Below are 17,951 nucleotides of genomic sequence, written 5' to 3'. Positions count from 1 at the left end.
CTCAGTAACCTTAAGCCTCACAAAACCTGAGGTTTTCCAGAATATCTTCAGGTTTTCATTTTTATAGTAAGTACATACATAGTCTATAATTAAATATAATTGAATATTATTTAAGATAAATACAAGGAGGTAATTATGTTAGGCTGGGCATTGATATTTTTTATTATTGCAATAATTGCAGCCGCATTTGGATTTGGTGGCATTGCATCAGCTGCGGCAGGAATTGCGAAAATTTTATTCTTTATATTTCTTGTTATCTTTGTCGTATTTTTGATAATGGGGTTACTGGGTCGACGTCCGCCACCTCCCCCAGTATAAAATAAATCATTTAATCATATTGCAACAGCGAAGCAGACCCAACTGGGCTTAAATTTCCGGGTTCTGTTTCGCGCCCCAAGTTACATTTCAACTTTCATCAAATTAATTGAACAGTTTAATTTGAACTTCTTGAGTTGTGCTTTTCCAAGCTCTTTTCATAATTTCAGTATTAAAAGAAATGCCAAAATCGCCATTTTTATTAAGGGCAATAACTCCTACTTCTCCTCTTAACCTTTGATTGCGTTTATGAATCACATAATCGCATGCTTCCTGCAATGACCTATCAAACTCCATCATCATGGAAATAGTATGCCCCACTACCCCTCTAATTAAATATTCACCTTCTCCAGTTCCTGAGACTGCACAGGTATTATTATTAGCATAACATCCAGCACCAATAACACAACTGTCTCCAATTCTACCTGGAAGACAATTGCTAATTCCGCCTGTTGATGTTGCCGCTGCAAGATTTCCTTGTAAATCTAAAGCCACAGCACCTACAGTTCCTTTCATTTTCTTGCGCTGAATTTCTTCCATGCTTTCTATTTTATTCAGATTTTGAAAGATCTCATATTGATGTGGAGTAATAAAATAAGACTCAGGCTCAATTTCTACACCATACTTCTTCGCCAATTCTAAGGCACCATATCCTGAGAGAAAAACATGGCGAGTTTCCTCCATCACCAACCGGGCCAGACGAATTGGATTTTTTACTGTACGAACCATAGATACGGCACCAGCCTGCAGATCAGTGCCACTCATAATGGAAGCGTCCATCTCAACTTCACCTCGACAATTTAGTGCTGAACCTTTTCCCGCATTAAATAAGGGATTATTTTCCAGAACCGCTACTGCCTGCTCTACTGCATCCAACGCAGAACCGCCTTTATCAAGAACTGAATAACCCGTTTCAACTGCTTGCGCCATGCCATGTTCAAATTCCTTTTGATGATCGTGCAAAAAAGAATAATTCTCACTAGCACCACCATGTATCGCGATTGCAATTTTATTCATTACTGTATTCCATTATTTAAATTATTTACCTTGAGGGATCGCTGGATTCGCCAGAGTACGATCTGCAATTGAAAATTGACATCCCTTTACCAAAAGGTGAACTATCAAATTTTCAACAAATACAGGCTCTCCTTCTTCAACATCCGTGATATTTGTCTGATTAATATTTCTGCCATCAATAATAACAACCATACCCGACCCATAACATTCTGCATCCGTTCCATTTCGAATGACCAGCGCAGTATCCTCCCCTAAACCAATACCCAATTGCTCTGGATTCATGATAATGGCATGTGCCAAGCGACTAAATCGTCCTCTTTTTATGAAATGAGTATCAATAATACAAGAGTGTAAAATCCCTAATCCTGAAGAAGTTAATAAATTGAGGTACCTTAAAGCTTCTGATAAGCCGCCTCCTGTAATCATAACTGTGCCCATAACCATAGCTCCAGCACTGGTTCCGGCAATAGTAAAATCACTGTCTTTCAAATATCGTTCTTTAATAATGTCGACTATAGGAGTACCACCTAATATTGTAGATAGACGAAACTGATCGCCTCCTGTAAAGAAAATAGCCCCCGCATCCTCTGCTCTTCTTAAATATTCGTCATGGCGTGCTTCGCTTCTATTTTTTATAGGAATAAACCCTATATTGGTATAACCCATATTATGAAAAACATTTTGATAAATTTGTTTTACTTCATCCTGAATTTCTGAACCAGTTGTAATAATTTCTATTTTTTTATTCGAGGGGGGTAACAATTCATTTAGAATTTCATAACGAGTAAATTCTTTATTTTGTTCCGTAATATCCAATGGTTCATTATATCCCTTATCTTCAGCACCACCGATAATTAATAATTTAGCTTTGGGTGTCATTATAAACCTCATTCACTATCATCAATTGTTTTTCCATTTTCTTGAGAAAATTAGTTGTTTCAAATACATCTTCAACCGCACAAAAGATAAACGTATTGAGTTCTGCCACTCCCATCACATATTTAATGGCTTCAAGTTCATCTGAAATAATATTTAAAGACGGTTTAAAATCAGATCGAAGTATTCCTGCAGCAATAAGACGATTTATTTCATGATGGGTTCGCCCTCTTCCGTCTTTATCATGACGAATGACGATTTCATCAAACATGGACGCAGCCTGATAGCCCAACCTTTCAATGTCCTCATCACGACGATCACCAACCGCCCCTATAATCCCAATTTTTTTTGTACATTGAATTGAAGCAAGGTAATTTTTTAACTCACAATATGCACCTTCGTTATGAGCATAATCGAGCATCACCTGGCAATGAGGAAATTTAAAAAGATTCATTCTACCTGGGAGGTTTTCGACAGTGGGATAAAAAATTTGCAGTGCATCCTTTATTTTCTCTAAAGAAAAATGACTGATAACCCCTGCTAGTGTTGCAGCTAATATATTTAGAATCATGCCACTGGCAGTGCCTTGAAAACTAAGCGGGATTAATTTTATATCAGCCAAAACAGTTCGCTCGGAACCTCGTTGCACGATGATATGTCCTTGATCAAGATAAGCCGCTAACCCGCCTAAACTGCAGTGCTTCCTGATACGTGGGCTTTCAAACATACTAAATAAAGCAATTTTACAGGTTAAATCATGTCTTAAATCATAGGTTAAATGATCATCAGCATTTAAAATGGCATATCCAGTTTCTTTAGTGCTGCGCGCAACAACCGCTTTGACCTGAACCAACTCTTCAAGGGTATAAATCTCATTTAATCCCAAATGATCCTCAGTAACATTAGTAATTACACTAATATCACATTCATCAAATCCTAAACCCGAACGTAAAATTCCGCCCCGCGCGCATTCTAATACGGCATAATCCACTTCAGGATCATACAAAACCACTTGTGCACTGGCAGGGCCACTGCAGTCTCCGTTATAAATCAATTTATTATTTATATAAATACCGTCTGTAGTAGTGTAGCCGGTATGATGATTTGCAAAACGTGCGAGATGGGCAATTAAACGAACCACTGATGTTTTTCCATTAGTACCTGTAACAGCAACTATTGGAATCCTTGAGGTTAAATTGGGAGGATAAAGCATATTCAAAATGGGTTCTGCTACATTACGGGGCTTACCTTCATTAGGTGATAAATGCATTCTTAATCCTGGTCCAGCATTTACTTCAATAATGGCACCATTATTTTCATTCAAAGGACAACCTATATCATTTGCAATCACATCGATTCCGCAAATATCCAAATTTACGAGCCGCGCTACACGTTCTGCGAGAAAAATATTAAAAGCATGAACCGTGTCAGTTACATCTTTAGCTGTTCCACCCGAACTTAAATTCGCAGTTTCTTTTAAATATAAAATATGATTCTCAGGTAAAATACTCTCAAGAGTCAGGTTATTTTGTTTTAAAATAGAGTCAGTGGATTCATCAATCTTGATTTTAGTCAGCATGTTTTCATGGGAATCTCCTCGATTTGGATCTTCATTTGCCTGCTGAATTAATTGATTAATTGTAAGTTCTCCATTTCCTCTAATCAGAGCAGGTGTTCTTTCAGCTACAGCAACCACTTTATAATTTACCACTAAGAATCGATAATCTTTCCCAGTCATGAAGCGTTCAATTATTAATTCATTGGAAATGTTTTTTGCAAGACCATAGCCAAAAATTGCTTTATCCAGATCTTTAATATTTGTAGTTACCCCTTTTCCATGATTGCCGTTGTATGGCTTAATCACTAAAGGGAATCCCAATTGTTTTATTGCCTCTTGGAGCTCGTCTTCATCCCTAATAACCATCCCCTTGGGAGTCGGAATAAAGTTTTTGCTTAAAATCTGTTTGGTAAGCTCTTTATCAGAAGCAATATCCACACCGATAGAGCTTGTTTTCGAAGATACGGATGCCCAGATTTTTTTTTGATTTCGCCCATATCCCAATATAATCAGAGAGGTGTTTTCATACTGTTTCCAAGGAATTTTTCTTTTTTTAGCTTCATCGACGAGAGCTTGGGTGCTAGGTCCTAACCCCCGCTTTTTAAAAATTTCTCTTAAGTGATTAAGGGCCTCATCAAGGGGATATTTTTTACCTTCTGCAATGGAGTTGATAAAATTGACTGCAACCTCTCCTGCATACAAACCTGCTTCCTCAATTTGGTATGCAAATATGACTTGATAAACACCGTAATCTTTAGTCCCATAAGTTCTGCCAAAACCACATTCCATCCCTGCAAGACACTGCAACTCCAGAGCCACGTGCTCGATCACATGGCCTAACCAAGTACCTTCTTCTATCCGTTTTAAAAATCCACCTTCAACGCCTAAGGAACAACGATGGCTGTCTAAACTTGGAAGACACTCTATCAGTCGCTCTTTAAACCCAACTAAAAGATTCGTAGGAAGTTCTTCGTATTTTCCTAAATCAAGTTTAATAACAATGAGTTCTTTTCTATAATTCGACCAATAATTAGGTCCTTTCAAAACCTGGGTTTTTAAAATGTTCATTCGCATTCCTTGGCATAAAATGAATAACTAAAAACTCTTTTTAGCATAGGAAGAATTTTTAAATTCTTCAAATTTTAAAAATAACTGATTTGTGAATCAGGGTGAACTAAGGATAATAATTAATTATTAGAAAAGAATAACTAATAGTTGATTTGCCCTGCATTTCTTATAAAGAAATGCAGGTGCATGGACTATTTTTTAACATCGCATGTGATTTGTGTACAGTCACGGCAATGCTTTGTTGCGAAAGCAAATGACTCAGTTGCGGAACCAGCATGCTCGGACATTTTCTTATCAGCATCTTGGTCGGCTTTTTTGTCACTTGAACTTGCATTAGTAGTACAAACCCAATTTGAACTCATTGAGGTTTTGGTGTTTGTACTAGTACTGCCATTTGTCCCTGGTGTTTCATCAAGAGCAAATGAAGTAATAGAAAATAAAAGCAGTGTACTAAATAATGCTCCTAACAGAACTTTCATAACTTATCTCCCTGTATAAAAACCGGTGATTTTAGTTTTAAATTCCGGTGCAGAAAAATTAGGCCAATGATCTTTATCAAATCCAGGTGCATCTTTCAGCTGCTGTTTATCTATATTAAGTATAAAACAATCATCTTTGTTGTCGTACAAAAATAAATTCCAGGGTACAGCAAAAAATTTATTGCCAAATCCTAGAAAACCACCAAAATCTAATACAAGATAATTTACTTTCCCTGATTGCTTATCGATAACAACCTCAGCAATTTCACCTAAATCTTCATGAGCTGGATTCATTACTTTAGAACCTGTAAGCTCGCCAGATTTAACAATTCCTCTGTTTTCCATGTTTAAACTCCTTTTAAATGTGGCATTTTTCCTAAATTAATGATGAATTTTCTTTTGAAAATCTTGTACTGCTTTTTTAGCTTGCTCTTCAGTGTACCCATAATGTTTTCGGAGTTTTCCAAAAATTTCTTCTTGATTTCCTTCAATTTGTTTTAGGTCATCGTCTGTGAGCTTTCCCCAAAATTGTTTCATTTGGCCTTTTATTTCCATCCATTTTCCTTGAAAAATATTCTGATTCATTTTAATTCTCCTTAATTTTTTTCAGCTAATAAAAATTGAAAATTGTTCTTATTAGCTCCCAATAAAGGCTAGTCAATAATTTTTAAAAACGCAAAAAAAACAGCCTGGAGATTTAGGATATTTGCAAAATCTTGACGATCAAATTAACGTTCGTCATACGATTTCTAATGGTCTGCGATAGATTAAATTGGGGTTTACATTATAATTTTCATTACTGTCACAGGATGTCCCTTAAAACGGTCTGTATCTATAATTTTCCATCCTAATGATTGGTAGTAATGCGGGATTGTTCGATCAAACGCAAAAAGATAAAGCGCTTCATATCCCATTTTTTTTGCTTGATCTTTAGTTACATCAATGAGACGTTGACCAAGTCCTTGTCGTTGATATGCGGGTTTTACGGATAAAGAGCCTAGCCATGGCATTAAATCAGGACGGATACCATCATTTTCACGTAAACTACACATGCCTACTGCCTTTTCTTCATCAAATGCAACAAAAGTAATTGGCAACTTGTCGTGGTTCGCATGATCACGAAAACGCTGTTCTACAACATCTAGAGACACATCTGGTAACCAAATTTTTCCAAGACCTTCTTGCCAAATGAGAGCAAGCTCAGGGATTGCATCAAGATTATTTTGTAGAAACTCGATTCTTATCACTTTAATACCTTTCGGATTGCTGTAAACGACGCCTTCAGAATACATCTTATATTGATTTTTTACCACTCAGATTTATTATCTAATTATTTGATGTTGGCGATTTTCCATAGCGGTTCAAGGCATAAAGCCCCATATTTTTTGCTATTTCACCCTCGGCAAAAAACACTTTTCCGTTGATTTCTTTTTGTAATAACGTAGCCTCTTCCTCATTATGTGTACGTATAACAATTTCAATTTGCGGATTGAGTTGAAGTGCATAGTGAATCATCTTTCCTACATGCACAGTATCTGATATTACAATAATCAGCATGCTGGCATGTGCAATATGGCTTTGGACAAGTACAGAGGGCTTGGATGCATCACCATAAACCGCAGGTATACCCGCCACCCGCAAGCGTTCTATTAGTTCTCGATTATCATCAATTACAACATAAGGAACAGCTTTTTCAGAAAGCAACCGAGCAATACGCTTTCCCACGCGCCCATATCCTATCAGAACAACGTGTCCAGCAAGAAATTTTTCTGTAGTGGTCATTGGTAACTCTGTTAAAGGATCTTTTGAACGCTCAAAAATCTCCATTAATTTAGAACGAGTTTTTGCCCATGTATGAATAGGAGTTATCAGTTTAAATATAAGCGGATTAATAGCTATTGAGATTAATGCGCCAGCTAAAATAAAATTTCGGCCTTCCACAGGAAGAAGGCCCAATCGTGTGCCAAGCTCAGCAAGAATAAAAGAAAACTCGCCAATTTGTGCCAAACTTGCTGATACTACTAATGACGATTGTAATGGATAGCGAAAAGCAAGAACCAGAATAAATGCTGCAATTGATTTTCCAATAACAATAATACCTACAACAGTTAATACTTGTAGTGATTGCTCCACTAAAACAGCAGGATTAAACAACATACCGACTGACACAAAGAACAATACAGCAAAAGCATCCCGCAGTGGTAACAATTCTTCGGCCGCACGATGGCTGAAGGCAGATTCCCTCATAATCATCCCAGCAAAAAAAGCACCTAAAGCAAAGGAAACCCCGAACAATTTAGCAGCTACATAGGCAATACTAATTGCTGCGGTAACAACACACAAAGTAAATAACTCGCGTGATCCTGTTCGGGCTACATGCCAAAGCAATTTGGGAAAAAATCGCCGCCCTACCAGGAACATCAGAGCAATAAAAGTGGAAACTTTTATGAGAGTAAGACCAAGAACAAACCATAATGGCTTGTGTGCACTCACTGAGGGACTATTGCCTAACCATTGGGATAATGGGGGAAGCAATATCAACACAACAACCATAGCCAGATCTTCAACCAGTAGCCAGCCCACTGCAATATGCCCATTAATTGTTCCCAACATGCCTCGTTCTTCAAGTGCTCTCAATAATACAACCGTACTTGCAACGGATAGCGAAAGTCCAAAAATCAAGGCATAGCCATAGTTCCAACCCCACATGATGGCAGTACAGCCACCCAATATTGTTGCTACGATCATTTGCACAATTGCTCCCGGAATTGCAATCTTCCGGACATGCAGTAAATCAGACAATGAAAAGTGTAACCCTACTCCAAACATAAGGAGCATGACGCCAATTTCTGCAAGCTCCTGAGCAATGTGAACATCCGCCATCAACCCGGGAGTATATGGGCCCATAGCGACGCCAGCTAATAAATATCCTACCAATGCCGGAATTTTAAATCGTACGGCAATAAATCCAAGAATTAATGCTAAAGCAAACCCCATTGCAACTGTCGTGATCAGAGGAAGCGCATGATGCATAACAAGGTATCCTTTTTAAATCCTTACTCTTTAGAAACTGTTGTTCATGTGCGTATCTATTAATTTTCAGTATTAAAACCAAACTATTTTTTGGTAGTTATTAAACATTAAAGATTAAATTGACAAATGTTTATTCAAATTAACCCATATTTATTCAATATAGTAAATTTACTTGAAACATCAAATACATAATTAAATAGAGGCGACCTGCAGCAATAGTAGAACCGAAAAATTGACATCGAAAATCCCTGGTACCATTTCATTTTACTCCTGCTGCAACACCGCAATACTCATCTATACTAAAAATAGTTTGTAGCATATAAAAGGAATAACAAAATGAACGCTCACTCTGGCACTGGTCGCGGTGACTTCCATACTCTTTACCGTGGTCAATCTGTAGATGATCTCATAATAGAATACATGGAAGAAAATAATATTCCGGGAATATCCCTGGCGATTGTTCAAGCCCCATATATTACGCGAGTAGTCGGTTATGGATTCGCGGATACAGAAAAAAAACGTTTGGTTTCGACACGCACACTATTTCCTGTAGGTCAATTAACTCATGTATTTACAGCAGTTGCTATAATGCAACTAATAGAAGAGGGAAAACTTAAATTAGATGACTTAATCTCTGTCTCTTTATCGTCTCTTCCACAAGAGTGGCAAGGTGTTACTATTCGACAACTATTAACTCACAGTTCAGGAATACCTGATTATTCAGAATGTGAAGGTTTTTCTTATCACAAAGACTATAAGTCAGAAGAGATTTTTAATTTAATCAAAGATCCAAATTTGCTCTTTCCTTCAAGCACAAAAATGCAACCCAGTTCCTCAAATTATTACCTCCTCGGTATTATCATTGAAAATGCCAGTGGTATGAGTTATGAATCATATGTCACTAAAAATCAAATTGAGCGTTTGGGATTAAAACGTACATTTTTTATCAAAAACACGTCCTCAATTGATAATGAAGTGCACAACGGCACCTCTCCTTTTAAGCATAGCGAATTTTTGCATAATCCTTCTTACATCGACCCTTTGGAAGTGGCTGTTGGTTATACAGCGGATAACAATGCAGCCCCTGCAGTCACTTGGACGACTACTTTTGCACATGGCGGTGTCATTGCGTCAGCAGAAGACATCAGCTTATGGGATATCGGTCTAGCTGGAACGATTTTAATCCAAGAAAGTGAGAATAGAGATTTTCTATACCATTGTATTACTTTAGACAATGAAATGGTCATACCAGGAAATGTGGGTTGGTTATTTCCAGGTCATCCAGGACTAATGGAAATAAAAGGAAATATCCCTGGTTTCTCAGCTTTTTTAAGCCGTTTTACTGCACCCAATGAACTTTTGTGTGTCACCCTTTTGGCAAATAAAGGAAATCTGCCTGATTTAGATATCTTAGGCCGTAAAATTGCAGCAGCTTTTGATATGAAACTAGGTGTACCTGAAGGTTCTGGCGCACAGACACTCCAAAGTCCTTATTCTGTCTCTCAAACAATTCAGCGAATAATAGATATCATTACTCAAAAAGGTGGAAAAATATTTGTTCACATTGATCACAGCAATGAAGCCCAAAAAGTAAACCAATCACTTCCTCCTACCGAGGTCCTTATTATAGGCAACCCGGCAAAAGGGACATCATTAATGCAAGAAAATCCAGCAATTGCACTTGACTTACCTTTGCGGGTAATGGCCACGGAAGACCAAAACGGCCAAGTGTGGTTAAGTTTCACGGATCCGTTTCAATTAGGTAAAAAATACCATTTACACAATGATGAATTAAAACAAATCGCAACTGCATTACGTATGCTTTGTGAAAAAGCTGTATCAGCACAGAGTATTATTTAAGATTTCTATTCTTGGAACAGCAAAGCAGAACATGAGTTCGCTTTGCTATACCCAGATTATGATCATACTTTTTCTTCTATTTCATATTTCTGAATTAACGCAGGATTTTCTGGTGATAAAGTAAAACTGACTTTAAGATTTGCTTTTTCCCCTTGGATAATAAAGTATCCTCGCAATTGATTTTCTGGGATCACAGCACCTACATTGAGGATTTTACCTGCTTTGGTGAATAGATTTTGAGTTTTATTTTGCAGTGAAGCAACTGGTGAATCCAGAAAAAAATTCATTGCGAACAGCCCGCTTGTTTTTGCATTCTTCCATTCAGGAAGTAGTTTCATCAATGCTTTTTGTCGTTCATACAAAATTTTTGAAGGAGGTAACTCTCTTGGTTTCAATTGAGCTTTATTAATAAATTGATTCACAGCTTGGGCATTAATTACTTCTGCAGCAGCATAAGTTACATTAGTTAATAAAACAACCCCTACTCCATACTCAGGTAACATGAGCCAATTACTACCAAAACCAGGAAGCCCGCCACTATGACCTACCGATATTTTTTCGTCACAATCTCTGGACCATCTTAAGCCATAGCCGTAAGCACTAATTGTCGGACACTCTTTACCATTTACTTTAGCTTTTGAATTCACAGCATAAAATCGCCAGGGCTGATGCATTTCACGTATAGAGCTTCTTTTTATTGGACCTATCTCTGCATCATCACGTGCAGGCCAAGCATATTGATGTAATGCAACATAATGACTGAATGCTTCGATGGAGGTAATCATCCCCCCCATAGAAGCATAACTGCCATCGTGTAATAAGGGCTCTTCTTGCCAAGCTCCATTTACCCATTGATAACCATGCGCTAATTGCTCTGCAGGAACTTGTGTAAATTCCCATGCGGCCTGTTTCATATCTAGAGGCTGCCAAATATTTGCAGCAATATATTCTTGATAGGAAACCCCTGATACTTTTTTAACAATTAATCCCAGAAGTGCAAAACCTAGATTACTGTATTCAAATGATGTTCCAGTAGTATTAGATAAAGAAATTCCTTGTTTTATTAGGTTGATTAACTCTTCATCCGACATACTCAAATTTCTATCACCCCATGGATTGTCTTCAGGAAATCCTGCCGAATGAGTTAATAAATCACGAATCGTAATCTCAGCGGCATCTTGGGTTAATTTCTGATTTTTTAATTCTGGAATATAAAAAAAGGCGGGATCATCTAATCTTAATTTGCCCTCATCGCGAAGCTTTAAAACAGCCATGGCTGTGAAGCTCTTAGTCATCGATGCGATACGAAACAGGGATTGAGTGGTAACAGGTTTTTTTTTGGCAATATCCGTGAAACCACCGCTTGCAGTATGTACTAGACGTCCATCTAAAATAATCCCATACACATAACCAGGAACATGATTTTTTTCAGCATACTTTTGGTACATTTTATCAATGGCTGGAAACACTGCCTGAATTTTTGCAGCCCTGTGACGCTCAGTAAAAACAGGTGGAAGATAGGAGCAGTTATTTTGACTATTGGCGACCAGAGGAATCATTGCAGCAAGGATAAAAATTTTTTTTACGATGAAGCGAAACATAAAAAGAACCTTAATAATCCAATTAAAAAAGCGATGAAGTATATAATATTTATTGACTGAAATTGACATAAAATGAAAAATAGAGTCTGGAACCCCTCTATTTTATACTGGAACTATTTGCATGAAACTTTCAACACTATTAAGAATGATACGGTTTTGGCCACCTTTTTGGGGTGCTGGAATCAGCGTAAAAAAATTTCATTCTGATGGTACTTTTATTGTGGTCCAAATGAAGATGCGTTTTTGGAATAAAAATTATGTGGGGACACATTTTGGTGGCTCCATGTACTCTATGACTGATCCGTTTTATATGTTGATGCTCATGCATTCATTAGGAAAGGGGTATATTGTTTGGGATAAATCAGCTTCCATTCGTTATAAAATTCCAGCTAAAGGCACACTTTACGCACAATTTGAGTTGTCGCCAGAGCACGTTGAAAAAATTCGACTTGAAGTCAATGAGACAAAAAAAATTGACTCAGAGTTTATTGTCCCTATAACCGATGAAGAGGGAAAAATCGTTGCTGAAGTAAAAAAGATTCTTTCTATTATCAAAAAATAAATGGCACATTACAGTGCCTTACATGCGCTTATTCAAAGGGGGAATACCATGCCAATACAGCCTTTTTCAGAAGAAGAACAGGCTGCGGTATTAAATTGCGATAACAAGACTGTTAGTGAACATAATCTATTCCTCCGCAATTACAACTCAGGTTGGCCACTCTTACAAGTAAGCCTTTTCAGTATCATCAATGACACAGCTGATCCAATAAAATATGAGCATGTCTTAGGTGGTGGAAATTGTCATTTTTTTCATATTGGTGCGTTCAACTTTGCAAGCCTCTTAGCAAAAATTTCGGGTAATATGGACATCGTTACTCCATACCCCATAACGCCAAAGAGAGAACTCGTCAAAGCAGATAATGTGCTTTTGTTTTTAAGGGAATTTAGTATTCACCACAAAAGATTGGGTATTAAAATTTCCAATAAATCGAATGCGTACGGCAGGAGCTTACTTGTTGATCTCCCTATAGAAAACGCAGCAAAATTTCGCGATGCGTTGGCTGATAGTTTTTCATTTGCATTGCAAAAACCTTTTTCAATTAACGCAATTGGAGGAATGAATGATTCTGTGTACACTCAAAAACAAATTGAGGAAGCAATTAATCATCAGGTAGCTGTATTTATCAACGGACAGATCTTTATTGATTTAGGAATGCTCTTAGAACAACACGTTAAAGATAAAGAAATTGTTGAATTATTTAAGCATCTTTTTAAGGTTGATGCGTTTTTGGAACTAAAAAAGAACTATCCGAAATTCACACCTCATTCAATCAAAAGTGGTGGAACAATTCAACAAGAGCCCGTAGAACCTTTAGAACTCAGTATGCCAAGACCAAACCCGGCTTCTTTCTTTTGTGAAGCCACAAAAGAAACGACACATTTTGATGAATTAACGATCCAGAGTTCCGACCAACAGGCCTTTAAATCAAAAATCAGCTCCCGAAGGTAAAAGTATATATTTTAACTCCTGGCTCAGTCGCCATAATCTGCAGATATCCACTGATAAATTTCTTTTCCGAAATCAACTCATAAATAGAATATTTATCAACTAAAATGCTACTTTCCTGCAGCTTTTTGCCTGATAGTTCATCCGTTAAAACCACTGTAACCTTAATGGGTTTAGCAGTACTATTTCCCATAACAGCATATACTTTACGTGCATTAAAGTGAATTTTAATCGCCGCATTTGCTTCTTGAGCAACGATATTCTCTGCATTGACTTGCCATAACCCCTCCAAGACCCAGGCATTAGCAGATAGTTCATTGGAAAAATGGTAGCGAGTTGTTTTATCTTTTATGAGTTCGGGACTGTAATGGGAATCGGCCTTGGTATATCCTAAATAAGTTTCTGGCGTTTGTGCAAAACTTACGGAACTTTCTTTTAAAGACCTTATAGTACTTAAGTCCTTAATTCCCAGTAAAAAGCGAATATTGTTTTCCATAACCTCATATTCACCTTCACCAAAACGCCTATAGACCACATCACCTTTTTTATTGATTAAATAATGAGCGGGCCAATAGTGATTCTTATAGTTCCTCCAGGTAATAAATTGATTATCAAGTGCTACAGGATATAGAATTCCATATCGCTTCACCGCAGCTTTGACATTATCTAAATTTTTTTCAAAATCAAATTCAGGTGTATGAATGCCTATAATAACGAGTCCTTCATCATGATAGCGCTTATACCAGTCATTAAGATAAGGCAGGGTACGTAAACAATTAATACAAGAATAAGTCCAAAAATCAATTAAGACCACTTTTCCACGTAAATCAATCAAGCGTAAAGGAGGTGAATTAATCCAGTCATTGACACCTTGTATCGGTGGCGCTTGATAAGTAAACCATAAACCATTGATAAGTGAGTTTGACGTTTTAATTCCTGTTTGAGGAACCACTGAAGAAGAGACCACCTTACCTTCAAAGTATACCATATAGACTATGCTTGCAATAATTATCCCCCCTAAAAATTTACGAAAAAGAGCAGCACGTGTTTTAAAAAAGGAGAAGGTATTTATTAACTTTTTTCCATATAGGGAAATAAGAAACATGGGAATTGCAGCGCCCAGAGCAAACGCCATCAAAGTAAAGAAACTAATTATTGTCGTTTCCTGTAATACAGTCTGTACGATAATCGCTGCCAAAATTGGCCCGGCACAGGGGGTCCAAATAATTGCAATGATTCCCCCTAAGAAAAGTCCACTGCAAAAGCCTCCTTCTGGTTTATTGACTGAAGAAAAATAGGTACCTATTCGACTGAATCCCTGAGTTATTTTTCCAAATTGCTCTGTTAAATAATCCGAGATCATGATTGCCCCCAATAGGAGTAACATGACATAACCAACCTCTCGAACTAAATTAAAATCTACGTCTAAGTAACGTACTAATTGATGGGAAAAGAACACCAATAAGGAAAAAAACAAAGTAAAACCGATAATAATCCCCACCGGACGCTTTTTGGATCCAGTAAGTGACCCTGCTAAAAAAATAGGTAAGATAGGCAAAATACAAGGGGAAATAATTAGAGCAAACCCTTCAATAAATCCCAATATAATATTAATAAAATTCGTTTCCATTTTATTTCCGGAAATCGCAATTTAAATTTCGCTCGATAACTCATGCAATCATTGTTTTTGACCTGATATGTCAATACACTTTGCCCTATCGCAAAAAGAAACAGGCTGCGAAAATATTAGCTCCAAACAACGACTACAAACGCACATTAGCACCACTTTCTTGTAATCGTTTAGCAACAACCAACTGGATATTGTCGCGTGCACGTGCAGGAAAATATTGATAAACCGCTAAAAAATCACTTGCACTAATCGTCAGAAATTGACAAGCAGTGATAGTACTGATACGCGCCGTTCTGCGAATATTGCGTAAAATTGCAATTTCCCCGAATACATCGCCAGATCCCAAAGTATTAATGCGTTTCCAGCCCATAGACTGTGTTTTTATAGAAACTTGCACCGAACCTCGAATAATAATATAAAGCTTGTCCCCTATTTCACCTTGTTCGATAACGATTTCTTCAGGCCTATAATTTTCAATAACACATTTATCAGCTAGCATTTTTTGCTCAATGTGACCTATGCCCGTAAAAATAGTTGCACGAGAAAGTATGGGTATTAAATCCAATTGAGATTGAGATAAATGATTACTGGGTTCCATATGCTTTCTCCCTATTTAAAAAACAAATTACCTTATACATGAAATGCGTTACAATTATAGTATAGTTGTTTTTCCTAAAATTTTTTAAGAACTAGAGTAATTGCGGAGTTGATCACAGAATAATTGACCTAAAAATAATAAAACACTGAGCAAATCAGCTACCCCCCCTGGACTAATCCCCGCTTCAGAAAAAAGCTGATGCAACTCCAATGCCTTTTTTTGACGCTTTTTTAAACATCGAACGGCCAATAATTCTCCTGTTTTGTGCTTTGCATAATCCAGTGCTGACTTACCTTTCCTATAAAGAATATTCGTATCATCCATATGCATTAATAGCTCTGAGTACGCAAACAAACAGACGGCATCCAGGGATTGAGTCTCAATGAAAAGTGAAATAAAATCAGGAAGTAATTGAAAAATTAAATCATACCCATGAATTGCCATTTGTTTGGCGTCAACAACCTTATATCTTTGACGTACTAAAGCTCCATGGCTTTCTGGATTCCCAAGATGGCTTACCAAATGCCTTGGCCAGTCTTTCAATATTTGCTGGTGAACATCCTCTGGAGTAAATTGCTTTTTTTCCTGAGCCAGCCTTATTACAGAAACACAAACGATACCCAAAGCAAAAATAGCACCACGGTGGGTATTAACTCCCTGAGTTTTTCCCAGCATACGCTGTTCCGCCTCAATAGCCACTTGTTTTAACGCTTCAAAAGAGTCATTTACTAATCCTTTTTTGGTGATTTGATAAAAATAATGCCGCAGGGTAAATAAGCTACGATAAAATGTTTCACCATTCATATCCTGATGTGCCCCTGCATCCGTAAAGCTGACCAAGCCGGGTTTAGGGTACGCTTTGACTTCAAAATAAAGGGCTCTAACTGCTATTCTGGCGAGCGTTCTTTCACAGCAAAGGATAGTGTTCATAAAGTTCTGCTCTTGATAATAACGAAACCTTGTCCCTACTCTTACACAACAGCTTTTTTGCGGATACATTAAGCAATTCTCTGATAGGAATATCACCAAGACAAGGAAAACGAACCTCACCATCAATAATTCGATTTAATTTTTTTGTTAAGGCAGCAATAGATTCACTTATATCAACTAAAGAAGAGTTTTGATAAGAGATAAGTAAATCAAGATCCGAAGCGCGATCAACAAAAGAATATCCGGATACATAATGAAATAAAAATGATCCATAAACAGCAATGTTAGGAATTGGCAACAGCTTTATAAAAGTATCTAACTTGTTTATGCCATAATAAGAAGAAAAAAAATCCTGCATCTCCAGGAGTGTAGGAAGAGGCTTTTGCTCTTGTACAAATGATGGTACAACCTGTAAACCAACGCGGTGCTTTTTCTCGGCATGCAAAAGAGTTAATCCCAGATTAATTGTTTCTTGGTGCATTAATTGTTTGGCATAAATACAAGGCAAGCCTTTTTCAAGCCAAAGGGATACTTGTTCTTCAATCATTTTTTTATCTTCATGAATCGAAGTAACAGTAAAATCTGTACCAGGTTGAAGATAAATTAAATGATGTCTTTGTAAACTCATAAATGATTGGCTACTTTATTGATAATTGAGTAGGCAAGCTTTCTACCCCCTCGTTCGCTCCCCAAGAGTGCTCGATCATCTGTAGTATTTTTCTTTCGGATCGCCCCATTGATTTTTTCAGCAAGTTCAGATGAGTTTACAATCTCATGCAAGCCACCAAGTTCATAAAAATTTTCTGCGCCAGGGGCAAAAACCGGAAATGTCTTACTGAGCTCCTGAAGTGTGCTTAACTCTATTTTAGTAACCTTGGCAATTCCCTCTAACCACATCACAGCGAGTGCCGCGTCTGGTAAAGCTAAAATTGTATCTGCCATCAAACCATAGGCAATAAAAGCACCACCTAATGCTTGGTTATAAACAAGCGATATTAAGACATTTCCCTGTTGGCGCAGGCACTCCAAACATTCAAGTAAATGACCAAAATATTGTTGCATACCCAACCATTCATCACGCATTGCTAACTCTTGTCCGGCAACATCGACTAAAAGCAGAACAGGCGCTTTTGACTGGCTCTCAAGAATGTCGATTACGTGCTGAGCCATAATAAGCGCTTGTTCTACTCCCAGGAATGTTGACTCTTTTACCCCAAGAATATGAATGAGTTGATTATTCAGCATTGCTTGTCCATAAACAACCGATTGGTTCTCTGCCAACTTCACTTCATGTGAAAAGATTTCTTTGAGAAGATCCTTTAATGCAACCATTTTCTTATTCCTTCTACATGAGTCCTGCGGTATCCCTTGATTTCATTTTTTTGTCGTTCCGACAAGCGGGAACCCATTTCCAATCAAGCACAATGCCTATATAAGGATAGATTCCCTGCTTTGAGGGAATGACAATAATCCTAA

At 37.4% G+C, this 17,951-nt stretch carries 18 protein-coding genes; 4 read left to right on the top strand and 14 right to left on the bottom strand.

The genetic code is table 11. The annotated features are described in order from the left end of the window. The first annotated feature begins 135 nt into the window (after positions 1-135). A complete protein-coding gene (locus Lpar_RS08565; protein WP_058517550.1) occupies positions 136-318 on the top strand; it encodes a DUF1328 family protein in 183 nt (60 codons plus the stop codon). A 102-nt stretch (positions 319-420) separates the two neighbouring features. Here the strand turns inward: Lpar_RS08565 and Lpar_RS08560 are convergent, their stop codons facing one another. The 8 genes from Lpar_RS08560 to Lpar_RS08525 all read right to left on the bottom strand — a co-directional run bounded on the left by Lpar_RS08560 (position 421) and on the right by Lpar_RS08525 (position 8,346). Further along, positions 421-1,332, bottom strand: coding sequence for an isoaspartyl peptidase/L-asparaginase family protein (locus tag Lpar_RS08560; protein WP_058517549.1), 912 nt, complete (start codon positions 1,330-1,332; stop codon positions 421-423). A gap of 21 nt (positions 1,333-1,353) precedes the next feature. Continuing rightward, positions 1,354-2,211 carry a cyanophycinase gene (locus Lpar_RS08555; protein WP_058517548.1) on the bottom strand — a complete coding sequence of 286 codons (858 nt, stop codon included), beginning with the start codon at positions 2,209-2,211 and terminating at the stop codon, positions 1,354-1,356. After that, positions 2,195-4,834, bottom strand: coding sequence for a cyanophycin synthetase (gene cphA, locus Lpar_RS08550; protein WP_058517547.1), 2,640 nt, complete (start codon positions 4,832-4,834; stop codon positions 2,195-2,197). The genes Lpar_RS08555 and cphA overlap by 17 nt, the downstream gene beginning before the upstream one ends. A 191-nt stretch (positions 4,835-5,025) precedes the next feature. Next, a complete protein-coding gene (locus tag Lpar_RS08545; protein ID WP_058517546.1) occupies positions 5,026-5,313 on the bottom strand; it encodes a hypothetical protein in 288 nt (95 codons plus the stop codon). A gap of 3 nt (positions 5,314-5,316) precedes the next feature. Further along, complete coding sequence (locus Lpar_RS08540) at positions 5,317-5,658, bottom strand: PRC-barrel domain-containing protein (protein WP_058517545.1); 342 nt, start codon at positions 5,656-5,658, stop codon at positions 5,317-5,319. A 36-nt stretch (positions 5,659-5,694) separates the two neighbouring features. Then, positions 5,695-5,898 carry a CsbD family protein gene (locus Lpar_RS08535; RefSeq protein ID WP_058517544.1) on the bottom strand — a complete coding sequence of 68 codons (204 nt, stop codon included), beginning with the start codon at positions 5,896-5,898 and terminating at the stop codon, positions 5,695-5,697. A gap of 194 nt (positions 5,899-6,092) precedes the next feature. Next, the gene (locus Lpar_RS08530) at positions 6,093-6,560 is read right to left on the bottom strand and encodes a GNAT family N-acetyltransferase (RefSeq protein ID WP_058519218.1); all 468 of its coding nucleotides are present in this window, start codon (positions 6,558-6,560) and stop codon (positions 6,093-6,095) included. Positions 6,561-6,639: 79 nt separating this feature from the next. Next, positions 6,640-8,346, bottom strand: a complete 1,707-nt coding sequence (locus Lpar_RS08525; protein WP_058517543.1) for a cation:proton antiporter domain-containing protein — start codon at positions 8,344-8,346, stop codon at positions 6,640-6,642. Positions 8,347-8,682: 336 nt separating this feature from the next. Between Lpar_RS08525 and Lpar_RS08520 the strand changes: the two genes are divergently transcribed. Then, the gene (locus Lpar_RS08520; RefSeq protein WP_058517542.1) at positions 8,683-10,206 is read left to right on the top strand and encodes a serine hydrolase; all 1,524 of its coding nucleotides are present in this window, start codon (positions 8,683-8,685) and stop codon (positions 10,204-10,206) included. A 62-nt stretch (positions 10,207-10,268) separates the two neighbouring features. On the opposite strand, the gene Lpar_RS08515 is transcribed toward Lpar_RS08520, so the two are convergent. Further along, a complete protein-coding gene (locus Lpar_RS08515; RefSeq protein WP_058517541.1) occupies positions 10,269-11,807 on the bottom strand; it encodes a serine hydrolase domain-containing protein in 1,539 nt (512 codons plus the stop codon). A 121-nt stretch (positions 11,808-11,928) separates the two neighbouring features. Between Lpar_RS08515 and Lpar_RS08510 the strand changes: the two genes are divergently transcribed. Next, the gene (locus Lpar_RS08510; protein WP_058517540.1) at positions 11,929-12,369 is read left to right on the top strand and encodes a DUF4442 domain-containing protein; all 441 of its coding nucleotides are present in this window, start codon (positions 11,929-11,931) and stop codon (positions 12,367-12,369) included. Between the two features lie 48 nt (positions 12,370-12,417). Beyond that, entirely contained in the window at positions 12,418-13,320 is a 903-nt protein-coding gene (locus Lpar_RS08505) for a hypothetical protein (RefSeq protein WP_115341260.1), read from the top strand. On the opposite strand, the gene Lpar_RS08500 is transcribed toward Lpar_RS08505, so the two are convergent. From Lpar_RS08500 to Lpar_RS08480, 5 genes are all read right to left on the bottom strand, one after another. Further along, positions 13,304-14,947 (bottom strand): cytochrome c biogenesis protein DipZ, encoded by a 1,644-nt coding sequence (locus Lpar_RS08500; protein ID WP_058517538.1) that lies wholly within the window; start codon positions 14,945-14,947, stop codon positions 13,304-13,306. The two genes, Lpar_RS08505 and Lpar_RS08500, sit on opposite strands and share 17 nt — an antisense overlap. 133 nt (positions 14,948-15,080) lie before the next feature. Beyond that, positions 15,081-15,545, bottom strand: coding sequence for a cyclic nucleotide-binding domain-containing protein (locus tag Lpar_RS08495; protein WP_058517537.1), 465 nt, complete (start codon positions 15,543-15,545; stop codon positions 15,081-15,083). Between the two features lie 84 nt (positions 15,546-15,629). Further along, positions 15,630-16,475 carry a triphosphoribosyl-dephospho-CoA synthase gene (locus tag Lpar_RS08490; RefSeq protein WP_058517536.1) on the bottom strand — a complete coding sequence of 282 codons (846 nt, stop codon included), beginning with the start codon at positions 16,473-16,475 and terminating at the stop codon, positions 15,630-15,632. Next, positions 16,453-17,103, bottom strand: a complete 651-nt coding sequence (locus Lpar_RS08485; protein WP_058517535.1) for a phosphoribosyl-dephospho-CoA transferase MdcG domain-containing protein — start codon at positions 17,101-17,103, stop codon at positions 16,453-16,455. The genes Lpar_RS08490 and Lpar_RS08485 overlap by 23 nt, the downstream gene beginning before the upstream one ends. Beyond that, the gene (locus Lpar_RS08480; protein WP_058517534.1) at positions 17,100-17,807 is read right to left on the bottom strand and encodes a biotin-independent malonate decarboxylase subunit gamma; all 708 of its coding nucleotides are present in this window, start codon (positions 17,805-17,807) and stop codon (positions 17,100-17,102) included. The genes Lpar_RS08485 and Lpar_RS08480 overlap by 4 nt, the downstream gene beginning before the upstream one ends. Positions 17,808-17,951 lie beyond the last annotated feature (144 nt).

This window comes from Legionella parisiensis, from assembly GCF_001467945.1.
Taxonomy (GTDB): Bacteria; Pseudomonadota; Gammaproteobacteria; order Legionellales; family Legionellaceae; genus Legionella; species Legionella parisiensis.
This window is presented reverse-complemented; position numbering and strand designations above follow the sequence as displayed.